Below are 15,540 nucleotides of genomic sequence, written 5' to 3'. Positions count from 1 at the left end.
AGGTTGAAGGAGAGCTGCGATGACCAACCCCACAGCCGCGATGCTGGTGATCGGCGATGAAATCCTGTCTGGGCGTACGCGCGACAGCAACACCCATTATCTGGCGGGCGAGTTGACGCAGCGGGGCATCCGCCTGATGGAGGCGCGGGTGGTGGCCGACGATCAGGGCGCGATTGTCGAAGCGGTGAATGCGCTGCGCGCGCGGTGGGATACGGTGTTCACCTCGGGCGGGATCGGGCCGACGCATGACGACATCACGGCGGATGCGATTGCGGCGGCGTTTGGCGTGGGCATCTCGCACCGGGCCGATGCGGTGGCGCTGTTGCAGGCGCATTACGACCGCGCCGGGTTGGAGTTCAACGAAGCCCGTCGCCGCATGGCGCGTATCCCCGACGGGGCGGCCCTGATCGACAACCCGGTCAGCACGGCGCCGGGGTTCACCCTTGGAAATGTGCATGTGATGGCGGGCGTGCCGAACATCTTTCAGGCCATGGTGGCCAGCGTGCTGCCGACGCTGACCGGCGGCGACCCGTTGCTGTCGCAATCGCTGCGGGTGAACCGGGGCGAGGGCGAGATTGCCGGGCCGTTCGCGGCACTGGCTGCCGAATTTCCGGCGCTGTCGATGGGGTCTTATCCGTTTATCCAGAATGGCGCCTATGGCACCAATCTGGTGATCCGCGGCACCGATCCGGCGCAACTGGATGCGGCGATGACCAAGCTGTGTGCGCTGTTCGCATGACACCGGAGGCGCTGGTCGAGGCGATGGAGGCGACATGGCCGCCCGCGCGCGTGCTGCGCGTGGGGCCATGGCTGCTGCGCGACGGGCAGGGCGGCGGGCAGCGGGTTTCGGCGGCGACGGTTGCGGGCGACTGGGCCGAGGCGGATCTGGCGGAAGCCGAGGCAGGCATGGATGCGCTGGGGCAGAAGCGGCTGTTCCTGATCCGGGCCGGGGACGATGCGCTGGATGCGGCGCTGGCGGAGCGCGGCTATCGCATCAACGATCCGGTGGCGGCCTATGCTGCGCCGGTGACAACCTTGGCCGGGCCGGTGTCTGGCATGGCGGCTTTTCCGCATTGGCCGCCGCTGGCCATTGCCTGCGATCTTTGGGCCGAGGGCGGCATCGGCCCGGCGCGTCTGGCGGTGATGGCGCGGGTGGCGGGGCCGAAAGTGGCGATCCTGGGTCGCAGCGACGACAAGCCCGCAGGCGTGGCTTTTGTCGCCTGTGCCGGGCCGGTGGCCATGTTGCACGCGCTGGAGGTGCGGCCCGCGATGCGACGGCAGGGGACCGCGCGCAAGATGCTGATCGCGGCGGCGCATTGGGCGCAGGCGCAAGGGGCGCAGACCTTTGCGCTGGTGGTGACCGAGGCCAATGCCCCCGCCCGCGCGCTGTATGAGCGGCTGGGCATGGCCACGGTGGGGCGCTATCATTACCGGGTTCAGGACTGAGGAGTTTGCCTGTTGCTGCGTTTGGCCTTCCTGCTTAGCCTCTGTGCTGCACCATTGCAGGCGCTGACGCTCAGCTTTCCGGCACCCGCCACCCAGACCGAAACCGTGCAGGAAACGGCGTCGAGCTATCGTCTGCCCATCGCTGCCTGGGCTGCGGCGGGATTGGAAACCCGGCTGGCCGAGGGCCTGGTGGAGCAGACCGCCTGGAAGATCGAAGGTCGGGTTGCCACGCTGGATCTGATTGCCGGTCTGCGCCAGCAGATCGAAGCGCAGGGCTGGCGCGTGCTCTTCTCCTGCGAAACCGAGGCCTGCGGTGGCTATGACTTCCGCTTTGGGCTGCAACTGCTGACTGAGCCGGAAATGCATGTGGATCTGGGCGATTTCCGTTATTTGGCGGCGGAAAACGGCGATGAACTGCTGGGGCTGATGGTCAGCCGCTCCTCCGAGGCGGGTTTCGTGCAGCTGATCCGCATCGCGCCGGAACAGGCCGCAGCACCGGTTGTCATGGCCCAGCCCGCGCCCACACCGCAGGAACCGGCGCCACCGCCCAGCGACTTTGTCGCGCGGCTGGAAGGCGCCGGGAGCCTTGTGCTGGCGGATCTGGTCTTCGCCTCGGGCAGTGGCGAATTGGAGCCGGGCACTTACCCCGCGCTGGATGCGCTGGCGGCTTATCTGGTGGCCCACCCTGATCGGAAGATTGCGCTGGTCGGCCATACCGATGCTTCGGGTGCGCTGGCGGGCAATATCGCGCTGTCAAAAGCTCGGGCCGGGGCGGTGCGCAAGGCTTTGGTCGCATTGGGCATCGCTGCAGAGCGGATCGAGGCGGAGGGCGTGGGCTATCTGGCGCCGCGCGCCAGCAATCTGACGCCGGAAGGACGGACAGAAAACAGAAGGGTCGAGGTCATGCTGACCTCGACCCAGTAGGACGCACCTTCGCCTTCAAATCGGGGGTCACCAGTTGTCGGGGCCCTTGTCCATGTAGCGCCGCGCCAGAAAGTCGATGAAGGCGCGAACCTTGGGTTGCGTGAAACGGCCCGGCGGGTATACGGCGTAGATGCCCAGCGTTTCCACCGGCAGGCCGGGGATCGCCTCTTCCACCAATCCCTGCTTCATCGCATCAGCGTAAAGGAACGACGGCAGATAGGCGATGCCCAGCCCTGAAATTGCGGCATTCAGCAGCGATTGCCCGTCATTCACCGTCAGCCAACCGACCGAGCGCACCTGCCGCTTTTCGCCCGACGGTGCGGTGACTTTCCACACATTGCCATTGGCCTGATTGGAATAATGCAGCAGCTTGTGATCGGTCAGATCGTCGATCTTCAGCGGGCGGCCGAATTTCTGGAAATAGCCGGGCGCGCCGATCATGCGCTTGGTCGTCTCGGTCAGCTTGCGGGCGCGCAGGCTGCTGTCTTCCAGATCGCCGACCCGGATGGCCATGTCGAACCCTTCGGAAATCAGTTCGACATAGCGATTGTTCAGTACCATGTTTACGGTGATGTCAGGATATTCCAGCAGGAAGTCGCCCAGAATTGGCGACAGCAGGTTCACCCCGAAATCCGTGGCAACGCTGATGCGCAACAGGCCCGACGGCGCCGATTGCATAGAGGTGACCAGCGCATCCGCCTCTCCCGCATCGTTCAGCACGCGGCGGGCGCGGTCATAATAGGCGAGGCCAATCTCGGTCGGCGATACGCGGCGGGTGGTGCGGTTCAACAGCCGCGCCCCCAATCGCGCCTCCAGCGCCGAGACATGTTTGGAAACGGCGGATTTTGAAATCCCCATCTTCTTGGCAGCATCGGTGAATCCGCCCTGATCCACCACGGTGGCGAAAGCTTCCATTTCGGTCAGTCGGTCCATTGTCTTCCCCATGACACTGATACGGGTTGTTTCATCCGTATTGACCGCGAAATCGGGCGAGATAGGGGCGAGGGCGCGACGAGTCCGGGGTTTCTTGGCGGATCGTTGAAGGCATGGAAACGCCAACAGCCTCAATTTCCCGAATTTTCAACCTATGGTGGACGGCGCGGCATCAAAGCCGGGCGGCGAGGCGGGTGCCCTGATCAATCGCACGCTTGGCGTCCAGCTCTGCCGCCACTTCGGCGCCACCGATCAGATGAGGGGTCTTTCCAAGGGCCTCCAGCGGGGCGACAAGGCTGCGCTCCGGATCCTGTCCGGCACAGATCACGATGGCATCGACGGCCAGAAGCTGCGGCACCCCTTGCAGAGTCAGGTGCAAGCCTTCGGCGGTGATCGCCTCATACTGCGCGCCGCCCAGCATCTTGACGCCCTTCATCTGCAGCGCGGCGCGGTGAATCCAGCCGGTGGTCTTGCCCAGCTTGCGCCCCGGTTTCTCGGGCTTGCGCTGCAGCAGCCAGATCTGCCGGGCGGGCGGTTCGGGCTGCGGCCCTTCGGCGGCCAGTCCGCCTGCCACCAGCGCGGGATCGCCCACCCCCCATTCGCGGCGCCAAAGATCCGGGTGCAGCGTCGGGCTATCGCCCTGATGCGCCAGAAACTCGGCCACGTCGAATCCGATGCCGCCCGCCCCGATGATGGCCACGCGCGGCCCGACTGGCGCGCCCTGCAATACCGCGCGATAGGGCAGAACCTGCGGACCCGTCTCGCCGGGGATGCCCGGCGCGCGCGGGGTGATGCCAGTGGCGAGGATCACCTCGTCAAAGGTGGAAAGAGTGTCGGGATTAGCCTCTGCACCCAGCCGCAAGGTGACGGTGCTTTGCGCCAGCAGGGCTTCGAACCAGTCGATCAGGCCGCGGAATTCCTCTTTGCCGGGGATGGCGGCGGCAAGGTGCAACTGGCCGCCGATGCGCGGGCTGCGGTCGAACAGGGTGACGTGATGGCCGCGCCCGGCGGCGGTCAGCGCTGCCGACAGCCCGGCCGGGCCGGCTCCCACGACCGCGATGCGTTTGGGCTGTGCTGCGGGCAGGATCAGCAGTTCGGTTTCGTGGCAGGCGCGCGGGTTCACCAGGCAAGAGGTCAGCTTGCCGCTGAACGTGTGATCCAGGCAGGCCTGATTGCAGGCGATGCAGGGGGCGATTTCGGCAGCGCGGCCCGTCGCGGCCTTGGCCACGAAATCGGGGTCGGCCAGAAAAGGGCGCGCCATGGATACCATGTCACAGGCGCCGTCTGCGATCAGCCGCTCGGCCAGATCGGGGGTGTTGATGCGGTTCGAGGCGATGACCGGGATCGACACCTCGGGGCGCAGCCGTGCTGTCAGATGCGCAAAGGCGGCGCGTGGCACCGAGGTGGCGATGGTCGGCACCCGCGCCTCGTGCCAGCCGATGCCGGTATTGAGCACCGATGCCCCCGCCGCTTGCACCGCCTTGGCCAGTTGCACGACCTCTTCCCAAGTGGAGCCGTCGGGGATCAGGTCGATCAGCGAAATCCGATAGATCAGGATCGCGTCCCCGATGGCGGCGCGCACCCGGCGCACCACCTCCAGCGGCAGGCGCATCCGGTTTTCATAAGGGCCGCCCCAGCGATCCTCGCGCCGGTTCACATGGCGGACGAGGAACTGGTTGAGGAAATAGCCCTCTGAGCCCATCACCTCCACCCCGTCATAGCCCGCTTCGATGGCGCGGGTGGCGGCAGTCACAATGGCGGCGATCTGCTGTTCGATCCCGTTTTCGTCCAGTGCCTTGGGGGCAAAGGGTGAAATCGGGGATTTGACCGCCGAGGCCGACACGCAATCAGGACCGTAAGCATAGCGCCCGGCATGCAGGATCTGCATGGCGATCCGCCCGTCGGCGGCATGAACCCGGTCGGTGACGATGCGGTGGTTGGCGGTGTCTTGCGGGGTGAACAGCCCCGCCGCGCCGGGAAACACCCCGCCTTCGCGGTTGGGTGCCATGCCGCCGGTGACCATCAGCCCCACCCCGCCGCGCGCGCGCGCGGCGTAGAACTCCGCCACCCGGTTCCAGTCGCCGGTCTCCTCCAGCCCGGTATGCATGGAGCCCATCATCACGCGGTTCTTCAGCGTGATCGGGCCGAGGGAGAGGGGGGCGAGCAGATGGGGAAAGGGCATGGCATTCTCGTATGGCTTTGCCGCAGAGTGGCGATCTGTCGCGCCCCTGTCACCGGCAACGCTGCGTCACGGCAGGGGGCCTGCGGCCTTGCCGGTGTGCTGCGGCTGCGGTCACAGACCCAGCAGGCGCGGCAGGTCTTCCATGCGGGGGAACAGCGTGGCGCCGGTTGCGGCGAGCGCGGGGTTCGGACCATGCGGCGCATAGCCCATGCAGCGCATCCCGGCCGCGCGGGCCGCACGCGCGCCGGTAGCGCTGTCTTCCACCACCACGCAGCGCGCAGGATCGGCGTTCAGGGCGCGGGCGGCGTGCAGGTAAAGGTCGGGGGCGGGTTTCAGCATCCCCAGATCCTGCCCCGAAAAGGCCCGCCCCGCGAAACGTGCCGCCAGCGCCGGATGCTGGCCCAGCGTCACCCGCATCTTGCGCGCTGTGCCGTTGGAGCCGATGGCATAGGGGATGCCCGCCGAATCCAGCGCATCGAGCACGGTTTCAATGCCCGGAATCAGCGGGGTGCCTTCGGCCAGCCGTGTATACAAGGCCTCGTAAAAATCGGCGGTCCAGCTTTCGGTGATGTCGGCGCCCAAGGCGCGGGCCTTTTCGCCGACCAGCGCGATGGTGCCACCCAGAAACAGCCGCTCCATCTCGGGCAAGCTCAGCGTCAGGCCGCGCGCGGTCAGGTCTTCGGCGATCAGGGCGAAGGTGGCGGGTTCGCTGTCCACCACCACACCGTCGCAATCGAACAGGACGGCGGCGGGGGTCATGGCGCCCTCAGCAGGGTGATCAGTGTGTCGCCGTATTTGCGCTGGTCCAGTTCGGTGAACCCGGCAGGGGCAAGGGGGGCGGTGCTTTCCTCCCACACGATCAGCGCACCGGGGGCAAGCCAGCCCCCGGCAAGGCAAGAGGCCAACGCGCGTTCGCCCAGCCCCTTGCCATAGGGCGGATCCAGAAACACCAGCGTATAGGCCGGGCCGCGATTCGGCCCCAGCGCGGTGGCATCGCGGCGCCAGACATCGGTGCTGCCCATGGCCCGCATCAGCTCGATATTGCGGCGCAGCAGGGCGCGGGCGGCGGTGCCGTCATCGACAAAGGCCACGCGGGCCGCGCCGCGCGACAGCGCCTCCAGCCCCAGCGCGCCGGTTCCGGCGAACAGATCCAGCACCCGCGCGCCGCTGACCGGATCGCCCGATTGTGCCACCTTGCCGTTGATCAGCAGGTTGAAGATCGATTCGCGCACGCGGTCAGTGGTGGGGCGCAGATGCGCCTGCGCATCGCCCTCGCCCACCGGGGCGAGGTGCAAGCCGCGCGATGTGCCGCCGATGATCCTCATGCCTTCAGCAGCGCCTTCAACTCGGTCGCGGGGTCGGCGATGGCAACCGGATCGGGGCTGCGACCCATCTCGATCAGGCGCTTGCCGACCATGTAGGCGCGTGGGTCGTTCATCGCATCGACGGCCAGCAGGCGCGGACCCTGATAATACCAGAACGATACCGCAGCGCCGCTGCCCTGCCGGGTCACGATATGGTCATATCCGGTGTTCAGCCCGGCGATCTGCAGCTTGCAATCATATTGATCCGACCAGAACCATGGCTGCGCGACATAGGCCTTGCCCGCGCCCAGCATGTTTTCGGCCACGACTTCGGCCTGATCAATGGCATTGCCCACCGATTCCAGCCGCAACCGCCCTTCACCCCACGGGAACGAGGCGCAATCGCCCGCCGCCCAGATATGCGGCTGCGAGGTGCGGCCCTGCGCATCGGTGCGGATGCCATTGTCCAGCGCGCAACCTGCGGCTTCGGCCAGTGCAGTGACCGGCAAAATGCCGACACCGGCGATCACGAAATCGGCTTTCAGCTCACGCCCGTCCGTCAGGCGGGCGGCGGTCACGCGCCCTTCACCCAGCAGCCGGTCAAGCCCCACACCTTCAAGGATTTCCACCCCGTGGCTGGTATGGAGCGCGCGGAAATAGGCCGAGGTTTCTGGCGCGGCCACCCGTTGCAGGATGCGCGGCGCCATTTCGACGACCGTGGCTTTCAGCCCCAGCTTGGCGGCCACCGCCGCCGCCTCCAGCCCGATATAGCCGCCGCCGATGATGACGACCGAGCGCCCGGGGGCGAATTCGTCGCGCATCGCATCGACATCGGCAAGGCTGCGCACCGTGTATACACCCGCCAGATCGCCGCCGATGGCCGCAGGCAGGCGGCGGGGGGTGGAGCCGGTGGTCAGCGCCAGTTCGTCATAGCTCAGCACCTCGCCACCGACCGTCACGGTTTTCGCCTGCGCGTCGATGGCGGTAACCGGCTGGCCTAGGCGCAGGGAGATGTGGTTTTCGGCGTAGAACTCGGGCGAGCGCAGATACAGCCGCTCCAGTTCCATCTCGCCGAGCAGGTAGGCTTTCGACAGGGGGGGGCGCTGATAGGGCGGGGCGGATTCCTCGCCGATCAGGGTGATGTCACCCGCGAAACCCGCGCTGCGCAGTTTTGCCACCAGCGAGGCCCCGGCTTGCCCGGCCCCGATCACCACGAAATGCGCCATTTCACCCTCCCTTGCGGCGAAACCCGCCTCGCCTCTGGCCCTGTCCTGCGGCGGACCCTATATCTGCCAAGGTTGGAAACGCAACGCGCGAGGACTGGAACATGACGATTTCTGAGGGGCAAAGCCTGCCCGAAGCGACCCTGCTGCAGTTCGGGGACAAGGGGCCGGAGCAGGTGGCACTGGCCGACAAGCTCAAGGGCCGCAAGGTGGTGATCTTCGGTTTGCCCGGCGCCTATACCGGCACCTGCACCACCGCCCATGTGCCGAGCTTCATGCGCACCCGTGCGAAATTTGCCGAAAAGGGCGTGGACGAGGTGATCTGCGTTTCGGTCAATGACCCCTTCGTGATGAAGGCCTGGGGTGAATCGACCGGGGCGGCAGCGGCGGGGATCACCTTCCTGGGCGATGCCGATGCCAGCTTTACCAAGGCGATCGGGCTGACGTTCAGCGCGCCGCCGGTCGGGTTGATCGACCGGTCCAAACGGTATGCGCTTTATGCCGAGGATGGCGTGGTGAAGGTGCTGCATTTGGAAGAAAGCCCCGGCATCTGCGAGATTTCGGGCGGTGAGGCGCTGCTGGCGGCGATCTGAACGCAAGACACGGCGGGGTCAGGCCCCGCCGTGTTTGATCTCGCCGTGTTTGATCTGGCACAGGCAGGCGACGGGTTCTGAATGGTCCACCTGTACCGATGCCGCGCCGGCCAGCTTGTCCATCTTGCGCGCCAGTGCGAGGTCGAGCGCCGAGAGGCCGTTGCAGGCATGGGTGGTCAGCGTGACATCGACCACATTGTAGATATTGAGCCACTCCGGGTGATGATCGGCCTTTTCCGCCGCCAGCGCCACGCGGGACATGAAACCCCACGCTTCGGAAAAGCTGCGGAATTTCCAGATCTTGCGGATCGCGTCACGGTCGGGCAGGGCGCGCCAGCCGGTTTCGCCAAGGGCGGGCAGGGCGGTGGTGCGTTCGGTGTCGGTCAGGGAGGTGATCATGGTTTTTGCTCCAGCAAGGCATCGTCTTTCTCGCGGGCGGCAATGGCGGCGGGGCGGTGGCCGATGCGATCCCAATAGGCAACGAAGGCGGGTTCGGCTGGCAGGGTGCCGAAGCGCATCCCCCAGCCGATCTGTGATCCGACATAGACGTCGGCGGCGCTGAAGGTTTCACCCGCAAGATAGGGCGATTGGTCAAGCCGCGCCGCCAGCGTGGCGACCACCTGTTCAAGGCTGCCATAACCCACCATGCCGCGTCGATCCGGCGGCACTTCGACCTTCAGCGCGGCATTGGTGACCGCCTGTTCCAGCGGGCCGGCGCCGAAGAACATCCAGCGATAGAAGGCGGCGCGGTCGGCGGGCATCAACCCGGCTTCGGGGAAAGCATCGGCCAGATAGGTGCAGATCGCCGCACATTCGGTAACGATGCGGCTGCCATGGCGCAGGGCGGGCACCTTGCCCATCGGGTTGATCGCCAGATAGTCGGGCGCCTTCATCGTGGTTGCGAAATCCAGCACCACGGTTTCATAGGGTTCGCCCAGTTCCTCCAGCATCCAGCGGGCGATGCGGGCGCGTGACATCGGGTGGGTGTAAAGGGTCAGCTTGTCCATGGAATCCTCCGCTGGGAAAGTGTGCCATGGCGGGGGCGGCTTGTCAGTCGGCTTCGCGCTGTTGCAGATCACCGCGGCGGAACGGGCCATAGGCGGTCAGCACCTCGATCTCCTCCTCGACCGCTACCCGTTCGCGGGCGAGATAGTCACCCACCGCGCGCGCAAAACCGGAATCTGCGATCCAGTGCAGTGAATGGGTCTCAACGGGCAGGTAGCCGCGGGCGAGTTTGTGTTCGCCCTGCGCCCCCGCCTCGACCCGGGTCAGGCCCTGCGCAATGGCCCAGTCGATGGCGCGGTGGTAGCAGAGTTCGAAATGCAGGCAGGGCAGATCGACCGTGCAGCCCCAATAACGGCCAAAAAGGCAATCACGCCCAATGAAGTTCAGCGCGCCTGCGACCGGGCGGCTGCCGTCAAAGGCCAGCACCAGCAGCACGTCATCGCGCATATGGGCATGGATTTCGTCAAAGAAGGCGCGGGTCAGGTAAGGGGTGCCCCATTTGCGGCTGCCGGTGTCCTGATAAAATTCCCAGAACGCCTGCCAATGGGCAGGCTGAATGTCGCTGCCAGTCAGGCTGCGAATGGTCAGGCCATGGCTGTTGGCGGTGTCGCGTTCCTTGCGCAGCGCCTTGCGTTTGCGCGAGGCGAGGCTGGCGAGGAAATCGTCATAACTGGAAAAGCCGCTGTTGTGCCAATGGAATTGCTGGGTGACACGGTGCATCAACCCCATGGCCGCGCCGGTCTCTGCCTCGGTCGCGGTGCAGAAGGTGGCATGCAGCGAGGACAGGCCGTTCTGCCGGGCGATCCGCGTCGCACCGTCGATCAGCGCGGCCATGCCTTCGGTTTCCGCCCCCGGCAGCGTCAGGAAGCGGCGGCCGGTGGCGGGGGTGAAGGGCACGGCGATCTGGAGCTTGGGGTAATAGCGGCCCCCGGCACGCTCATAAGCCTCGGCCCAGCCGTGGTCGAAGATATACTCGCCCTGACTGTGGGTTTTCACATAAAGAGGCGCGGCGGCGATCAGGGTGCCGTCGCGATGAACAAGCAGCGGGCGCGATTGCCAGCCCGTGCCGGGGCCAGTGGAGCCGGACCGTTCCAGCGCGGCAAGGAAGCGGTGGGTGGTGAACGGGTCTTGCGGGCGGCCTGTTGCCGCTTCTGGGCAGGCCAGCGCGTCCCAATCGGCGGGCGCGATGGCTATGATGCTTTCGGCGAGGGTGATGATAAGGTCGCTCAATCCCGTGATCCGGTTGGGCGGAGAGGCGGGGGCTGTCTGCCCCCCGGGCCCCCCGAGGATATTTTCAGACAGGAAATGAAGGGGAAGAGGGCAAGGTCAAGGAAAAGGGGCGGCGTAGCCTTCGAATGTGATATTCTGGGCGATCTTGCGGGCTTTTGCCTCGGCTTCGGCTGAGCGGATGGTCCAGCACAGGATGGCGGCGCCTTGGGATTTCAGCTCGGCTACGCGGGGGCGGATGAGGTCTGCCGCTTCGTGGCTGATGAAGCTGGCCTCTGTGCGGTCGTAATCAGGGATGCCGCGCAGGTGGTCGCAGAGGGCGGGCGGGATCGGGGCATATTCGTCAGGATCGTAGCTGCCGGTGGTCAGGCCACGCGGCAGGGTGGGGCAGAGCCGGGCCAGTTCGGCCACGCTGTCGGGATTGAAGGACATCAGGGCCACCGGGCCGGAGTAGGTGGCCAAGGTGCGGGCGGTGGCGGCTTCCAGCGGGCCGATGGTGCCTGCGGGGGTGAGCGTCTGGTCCTTCACCTCGATCAGCAGGGGCACGGCGCCGTTCACGATCTCCAGCACCTCTGCCAGGGCCGGGATGCTATCCACCGCATCGCGCAGGCGGGTGGTGCCGAGGGTGGCAGCGCTGTGATCCTTCACCCAGCCGGTCGCTTCGGTCAGCCGGTCCAGCGTTTCGTCGTGAAAAACCATCGCCACGCCATCGGCGGAAAGCTGCAGGTCGATCTCGATCGCATAGCCTGCCGCCACCGCCGCCCGGATCGCCGCGCGGCTGTTTTCCGGCCTGCCCGCCGCGCGGTCATGCAGGGCGCGATGGGCAATCGGCAAGTGCAGGAACGCGGCGGGCAGGGGGATGCGCATCAGGCGAGCTCGAAAATCGCCTCGATCTCGACCGCGACGCCGAAGGGCAGCGAGGCGGCAGAGACGGCAGAGCGGGCATGGCGTCCGGCATCGCCCAGCACGGCGACCATCAGGTCGGAAGCGCCATTGATCACCTTGGGCTGATCGGTGAAATCGGCGGTGGAATTGACGAAGCCCACCAGTTTCACCAGCCGTTTTATGCGGGCCAGATCGCCGCCACAGGCTTTCTTCGCCTGCGCCAGCAGCGAGATGGCGCAGCATTTGGCCGCTTCTGCACCCTGTTCCACGCTGAAATCGGCGCCAAGTTTGCCCTTCACCATACCGTCGGCATTGGCGCTGATCTGGCCCGAGATGTGCAGCAGATTGCCCACCAGCACGAAGGGCACATAGTTGGCTGCCGGAGCGGGGGCGTCGGGCAGGGTGATGCCGAGTTCGGCAAGGCGGGCGTCGATGGTCATGGCAGGCTCCTTTGCGGTTGGCGGCAGGCTAGCGTCAAGCGAAAGGGGCGGCAAGGCCGCCCCCGACAGCGTGTCGTCGCAACGCGACCTCAGTTTTCACGAAATGCCTTGGCGAAGTAATCGGTGAAGGGTTTCACCAGATAGGCCAGTGGTGTGCGGTCGCCTGTCTTGATGAAGACCTCGACCGGCATCCCGGGCAGCAGCACAAGCCCGTCCAACTTTTGCAATTCCCCCTGCTCCAGCACGACTTCGGCGCGATAGTAGGAAACCTGCGATTTCTGATCCTGCAGCGCATCCGCCGAGACCACGGCGACCCGGCCCATCAACTCGGGTGTAGTGCGCGAAGAGAAGGAAGCGAAATGCACACGTGCCTCTTGCCCGGCATAAACCTCGTCCACATGCAGCGGCGAGACCTGGGCGGCGATGACCAGCGGGCGATCTTGCGGGATGAGGTAGAGCACGGGATCGGCCGGGCGCAGCACCGAGCGTGGGGTGGTGACCTGCAGGCCCAGCACGATGCCAGAAACCGGGGCACGGATTTCCAGCCGGGCGATGCGCTCCACAAGGGCGCGGCGGCGTTCGGCCAGTTCCAGTTCCTGATAGCCAAGGTCGCGTAACTGGCTGTTGGCTTCTTCGCGGCGTGTGGCCTGCAGGCGCAGAATTTCCAGTTCGATCTCGGAAATGCTTTCTTCGGCCTGTGCCTTGCTGGCGATCAACTCGCCTACCTGCCCGCGCAGCCGTGCCTCTTCGCGCTGCAGGGCAAGCACGCGGCTGGCTTGGGCTAGCCCCTTGTCGAGCAGGGATTTCTGGTCAGCCAGTTCTTCAAGGATCAGCGAGAGCTGCGAATCCAGCGCGATGCTCTGCGCGGTGATGCCGTCGATCTGGCTGCGGGTCTGGGCTTTGCGCTCTCCCAGTTGGGCGGTTTGCTTGGACAGCGTGTCGGCGCGGGCTTCGAACAGGTGAATTTGCCCCTCGATCTGTTCTGCAACTTCCGGGCGGGCCTTGCCAAGCGCCAGCAGTTCTGGCGGGAAGGTGATGCTGGTCGCATCGTCACGTTCGGCGGCGAGGCGGGCGCGGCGGGCCTGAATTTCGTAAAGCTGGCCTTCGACAATGGCCAGTTCAGAGGCCAGAATACTGCCATCAAGCTTGATCAGCAGGTCGCCAGCCTTCACCGTGTCGCCATCCTGCACCGCGATCTGTTCCACCACCCCGCCGTCGGGGTGCTGCACGATCTGGCGATGCTGTTCGACCTCGATCTGGCCCGAAGCCACCACGGCGCCCGAGATCTGGGTTGTCACGCTCCAGATGCCAAAGCCGCCAAGCAGGATGGCCAGCATCCCGAAGCCGAGGATGAGGAAGCGGCGCGCGGATTGTGCGGGCGGCGCTGCGGCATCTACCGGGCGCGCTAGACTGGGCGGGGCAGAGGCGCGTGCAGGAGGCATGTCGGGCCGGGCGGCGACGGGCGGCTTGGGCTCGACGGCGGGCGCGGGCAGAACCTCGCCCTGCTTGCCGTCGTTCTGGATCGGGTCGCTCATGTCACGCCTCCGGGGCCTGCGTTCTTCACGATATCGGTATGGTTTTTCACCATCTCGCGCAGCACCTGATCGCGGGGACCGAAGGCGCGGCGGGTGCCCTCCTCCATCACCATGAGCAGATCACATTCCTGAATGGCAGCGGGGCGGTGGGCCATGATGAGAATGGCGCAGCCCGCTTCTTTCATCGCGCGGATCGCAACGTTCAGCGCGACGGAACCTTCGTTGTCAAGGTTGGAGTTGGGCTCGTCCAGCACCATCATGACCGGATCGCCATACATGGCGCGGGCCAAGCCGATGCGCTGGATCTGACCGCCGGACAGCCGCCCGCCAAGGGCTGAAACACGGGTGTCATAGCCATCGGGCAGTTTGACGATCATGTCATGGGCGGCGGCTTTCTTGGCGGCCTCGACCACCTTCAGCCCGTCAGGCTTGCCCTGCAGGCGGGCGATGTTTTCGGCAATGGTGCCTTCGAACAGGGTCACACGCTGCGGCAGGTAGCCCACATAGCTGCCCAGCACATCGGGGTCGTATTGGTCGAGCGAGGCACCATCGAGCCGCACCTTGCCGCCTGCCGGTTTCCAGGAGCCGATCAGGGCGCGGGCCAGCGTGGATTTGCCGGAACCCGAAGGCCCGATGACGCCAAGCGCCTGCCCCGGCTGCATGCGGAAATTGATCATGCGCAGCGTGGCATAGCTTTCGCCCGGCGGCACGACCGTCAGGTTCTGCGCCTCCAGATCCGCCTTGGGGCGGGGCAACTGGGTGCGGGGCGGTTCCTGCGGGACGCGGGTGAACAGTTCGGACAACCGGGCCCAGCCTTCCTGCGCCCGCTGCACCACGGCCCATTGGCCCACCGCCATCTCGATCGGGGACAGCGCGCGGCCCATCAGGATGGAACCGGCGATCATGGCGCCCGCCGACAGTTCGCCCTTGAGCACCAGAAGGGCGCCAAGGCCCAGCATGGCGGATTGCAGGAACATGCGGAAGGTCTTGGTCAGCACCGAGAAGGTACCGCCCAGATCGGTGGCCGACAGGCTTTCGGCCAAAGCGGCGCTGCGTGCGCGCTGCCAGCGATCAAAGCCGGCGGATTGCATCCCCAGCGCCTGCACCACCTCGGCCTCGGCTTTCAGGTTGTCCGACATGCGTTCGGCGGTGATGGTGGCGCTGTTGGCGCGCATCAGCGGCAGCTTGGTAAAGCGCTGGTTCAGCACGGTCATCACGATCAGGATCACCCCGCCCATAACCGCCAGATAGCCGAGCCAGGCGTGAAAGACGAAAATCGCGGCGATGAACAGCGGGGTCCATGGGATATCGAACAGCGCCAGCAGCACGGGCGAGGCCCAAAGCCGCTGCACAGATTCCAGATCGCGCTGCGCGGCGGTGGCGGCGGGATCGGACGGTGCGACCTGACTGCGGCGCAAGGCGGCCTCGAACACGCGGCGGTCCAGCTTGGCCTGAAAATGCGCGCCAACCCGTGCCATGACCCGGCCCCGTGCGTGATCCAGCACCCCCATGGCGAGGAACAGGAACACGACCAGCACCGACAGCGCGACCAGTGTCGCCTCGGACCGGCTGCCCAACACCCGGTCATAGACCTGCAGCATGTAGAGCGGGCCGGTCAGCATCAGGATGTTGACGACGACGCTGAACACGAAGGCCGACAGGATCAGTCCGCGCGAGTCGCGGCGGGCCGCGCGCAATTCCGCAAGACCAGGGGCCACATTCAACCCCGCCTCATTCCGGCTCATTGCTGCCTACTCCTTTGGCGTCTGGCGAAACAGACCAATTCCTTGTTCGTAACGTCACCGGGATGCCACGCTTCGCGGTTGTCTTCAACCGGCTGGCG

Annotated in this window: 16 protein-coding genes; 4 read left to right on the top strand and 12 right to left on the bottom strand. The window is 66.0% G+C overall.

All coding sequences use genetic code 11. The annotated features are described in order from the left end of the window. Positions 1-19 precede the first annotated feature (19 nt). From BMX43_RS15780 to BMX43_RS15770, 3 genes are read left to right on the top strand one after another with little or no spacing between them, the layout of a single operon-like run. On the top strand, positions 20-739 hold the full coding sequence (locus BMX43_RS15780) for a competence/damage-inducible protein A (protein WP_091303125.1): 720 nt from the start codon (positions 20-22) through the stop codon (positions 737-739). Beyond that, positions 736-1,446, top strand: a complete 711-nt coding sequence (locus BMX43_RS15775) for a GNAT family N-acetyltransferase (protein ID WP_091303124.1) — start codon at positions 736-738, stop codon at positions 1,444-1,446. Before BMX43_RS15780 ends, BMX43_RS15775 begins: the two co-directional genes overlap by 4 nt. Before the next feature lie 12 nt (positions 1,447-1,458). Further along, positions 1,459-2,370, top strand: coding sequence for an OmpA family protein (locus tag BMX43_RS15770; protein WP_139201596.1), 912 nt, complete (start codon positions 1,459-1,461; stop codon positions 2,368-2,370). 27 nt (positions 2,371-2,397) lie between these two features. Here BMX43_RS15770 and BMX43_RS15765 read toward each other — a convergent pair whose 3' ends face one another. From BMX43_RS15765 to BMX43_RS15745, 5 genes are all read right to left on the bottom strand, one after another. Next, entirely contained in the window at positions 2,398-3,303 is a 906-nt protein-coding gene (locus BMX43_RS15765) for a LysR family transcriptional regulator (protein ID WP_091303121.1), read from the bottom strand. Positions 3,304-3,475: 172 nt separating this feature from the next. Then, positions 3,476-5,485, bottom strand: a complete 2,010-nt coding sequence (locus BMX43_RS15760; protein ID WP_091303119.1) for an NADPH-dependent 2,4-dienoyl-CoA reductase — start codon at positions 5,483-5,485, stop codon at positions 3,476-3,478. Between the two features lie 111 nt (positions 5,486-5,596). Continuing rightward, the gene (locus tag BMX43_RS15755; protein WP_091303117.1) at positions 5,597-6,244 is read right to left on the bottom strand and encodes an HAD family hydrolase; all 648 of its coding nucleotides are present in this window, start codon (positions 6,242-6,244) and stop codon (positions 5,597-5,599) included. Beyond that, positions 6,241-6,810 carry a 16S rRNA (guanine(966)-N(2))-methyltransferase RsmD gene (rsmD, locus tag BMX43_RS15750; RefSeq protein WP_091303114.1) on the bottom strand — a complete coding sequence of 190 codons (570 nt, stop codon included), beginning with the start codon at positions 6,808-6,810 and terminating at the stop codon, positions 6,241-6,243. The genes BMX43_RS15755 and rsmD overlap by 4 nt, the downstream gene beginning before the upstream one ends. Beyond that, on the bottom strand, positions 6,807-8,015 hold the full coding sequence (locus tag BMX43_RS15745) for an NAD(P)/FAD-dependent oxidoreductase (RefSeq protein ID WP_091303111.1): 1,209 nt from the start codon (positions 8,013-8,015) through the stop codon (positions 6,807-6,809). The genes rsmD and BMX43_RS15745 overlap by 4 nt, the downstream gene beginning before the upstream one ends. Before the next feature lie 101 nt (positions 8,016-8,116). Between BMX43_RS15745 and BMX43_RS15740 the strand changes: the two genes are divergently transcribed. Continuing rightward, positions 8,117-8,605: a peroxiredoxin gene (locus tag BMX43_RS15740; RefSeq protein WP_091303109.1), complete on the top strand. Its 489-nt coding sequence runs from the start codon at positions 8,117-8,119 to the stop codon at positions 8,603-8,605. An 18-nt stretch (positions 8,606-8,623) separates the two neighbouring features. On the opposite strand, the gene BMX43_RS15735 is transcribed toward BMX43_RS15740, so the two are convergent. From BMX43_RS15735 to BMX43_RS15705, 7 genes are all read right to left on the bottom strand, one after another. Then, complete coding sequence (locus BMX43_RS15735) at positions 8,624-9,004, bottom strand: 4a-hydroxytetrahydrobiopterin dehydratase (RefSeq protein WP_091303107.1); 381 nt, start codon at positions 9,002-9,004, stop codon at positions 8,624-8,626. Next, positions 9,001-9,612 carry a glutathione S-transferase family protein gene (locus BMX43_RS15730; RefSeq protein WP_091303105.1) on the bottom strand — a complete coding sequence of 204 codons (612 nt, stop codon included), beginning with the start codon at positions 9,610-9,612 and terminating at the stop codon, positions 9,001-9,003. The genes BMX43_RS15735 and BMX43_RS15730 overlap by 4 nt, the downstream gene beginning before the upstream one ends. A gap of 43 nt (positions 9,613-9,655) precedes the next feature. Further along, positions 9,656-10,840, bottom strand: a complete 1,185-nt coding sequence (locus tag BMX43_RS15725) for a GNAT family N-acetyltransferase (RefSeq protein ID WP_091303103.1) — start codon at positions 10,838-10,840, stop codon at positions 9,656-9,658. A 96-nt stretch (positions 10,841-10,936) separates the two neighbouring features. Next, positions 10,937-11,704, bottom strand: a complete 768-nt coding sequence (locus tag BMX43_RS15720) for a glycerophosphodiester phosphodiesterase family protein (RefSeq protein ID WP_091303102.1) — start codon at positions 11,702-11,704, stop codon at positions 10,937-10,939. Continuing rightward, positions 11,704-12,162 carry a RidA family protein gene (locus tag BMX43_RS15715; RefSeq protein WP_091303100.1) on the bottom strand — a complete coding sequence of 153 codons (459 nt, stop codon included), beginning with the start codon at positions 12,160-12,162 and terminating at the stop codon, positions 11,704-11,706. Before BMX43_RS15715 ends, BMX43_RS15720 begins: the two co-directional genes overlap by 1 nt. Before the next feature lie 89 nt (positions 12,163-12,251). Continuing rightward, positions 12,252-13,604, bottom strand: a complete 1,353-nt coding sequence (locus BMX43_RS15710) for an HlyD family type I secretion periplasmic adaptor subunit (protein WP_091303160.1) — start codon at positions 13,602-13,604, stop codon at positions 12,252-12,254. 89 nt (positions 13,605-13,693) lie between these two features. Continuing rightward, a complete protein-coding gene (locus BMX43_RS15705; protein WP_091303098.1) occupies positions 13,694-15,442 on the bottom strand; it encodes a type I secretion system permease/ATPase in 1,749 nt (582 codons plus the stop codon). Positions 15,443-15,540 lie beyond the last annotated feature (98 nt).

Source organism: Gemmobacter aquatilis, assembly GCF_900110025.1.
Taxonomy (GTDB): domain Bacteria; phylum Pseudomonadota; class Alphaproteobacteria; order Rhodobacterales; family Rhodobacteraceae; genus Gemmobacter; species Gemmobacter aquatilis.
The sequence above is the reverse complement of the archived record's forward strand: the minus strand, read 5'-3'. Positions and strand labels throughout refer to the sequence as shown.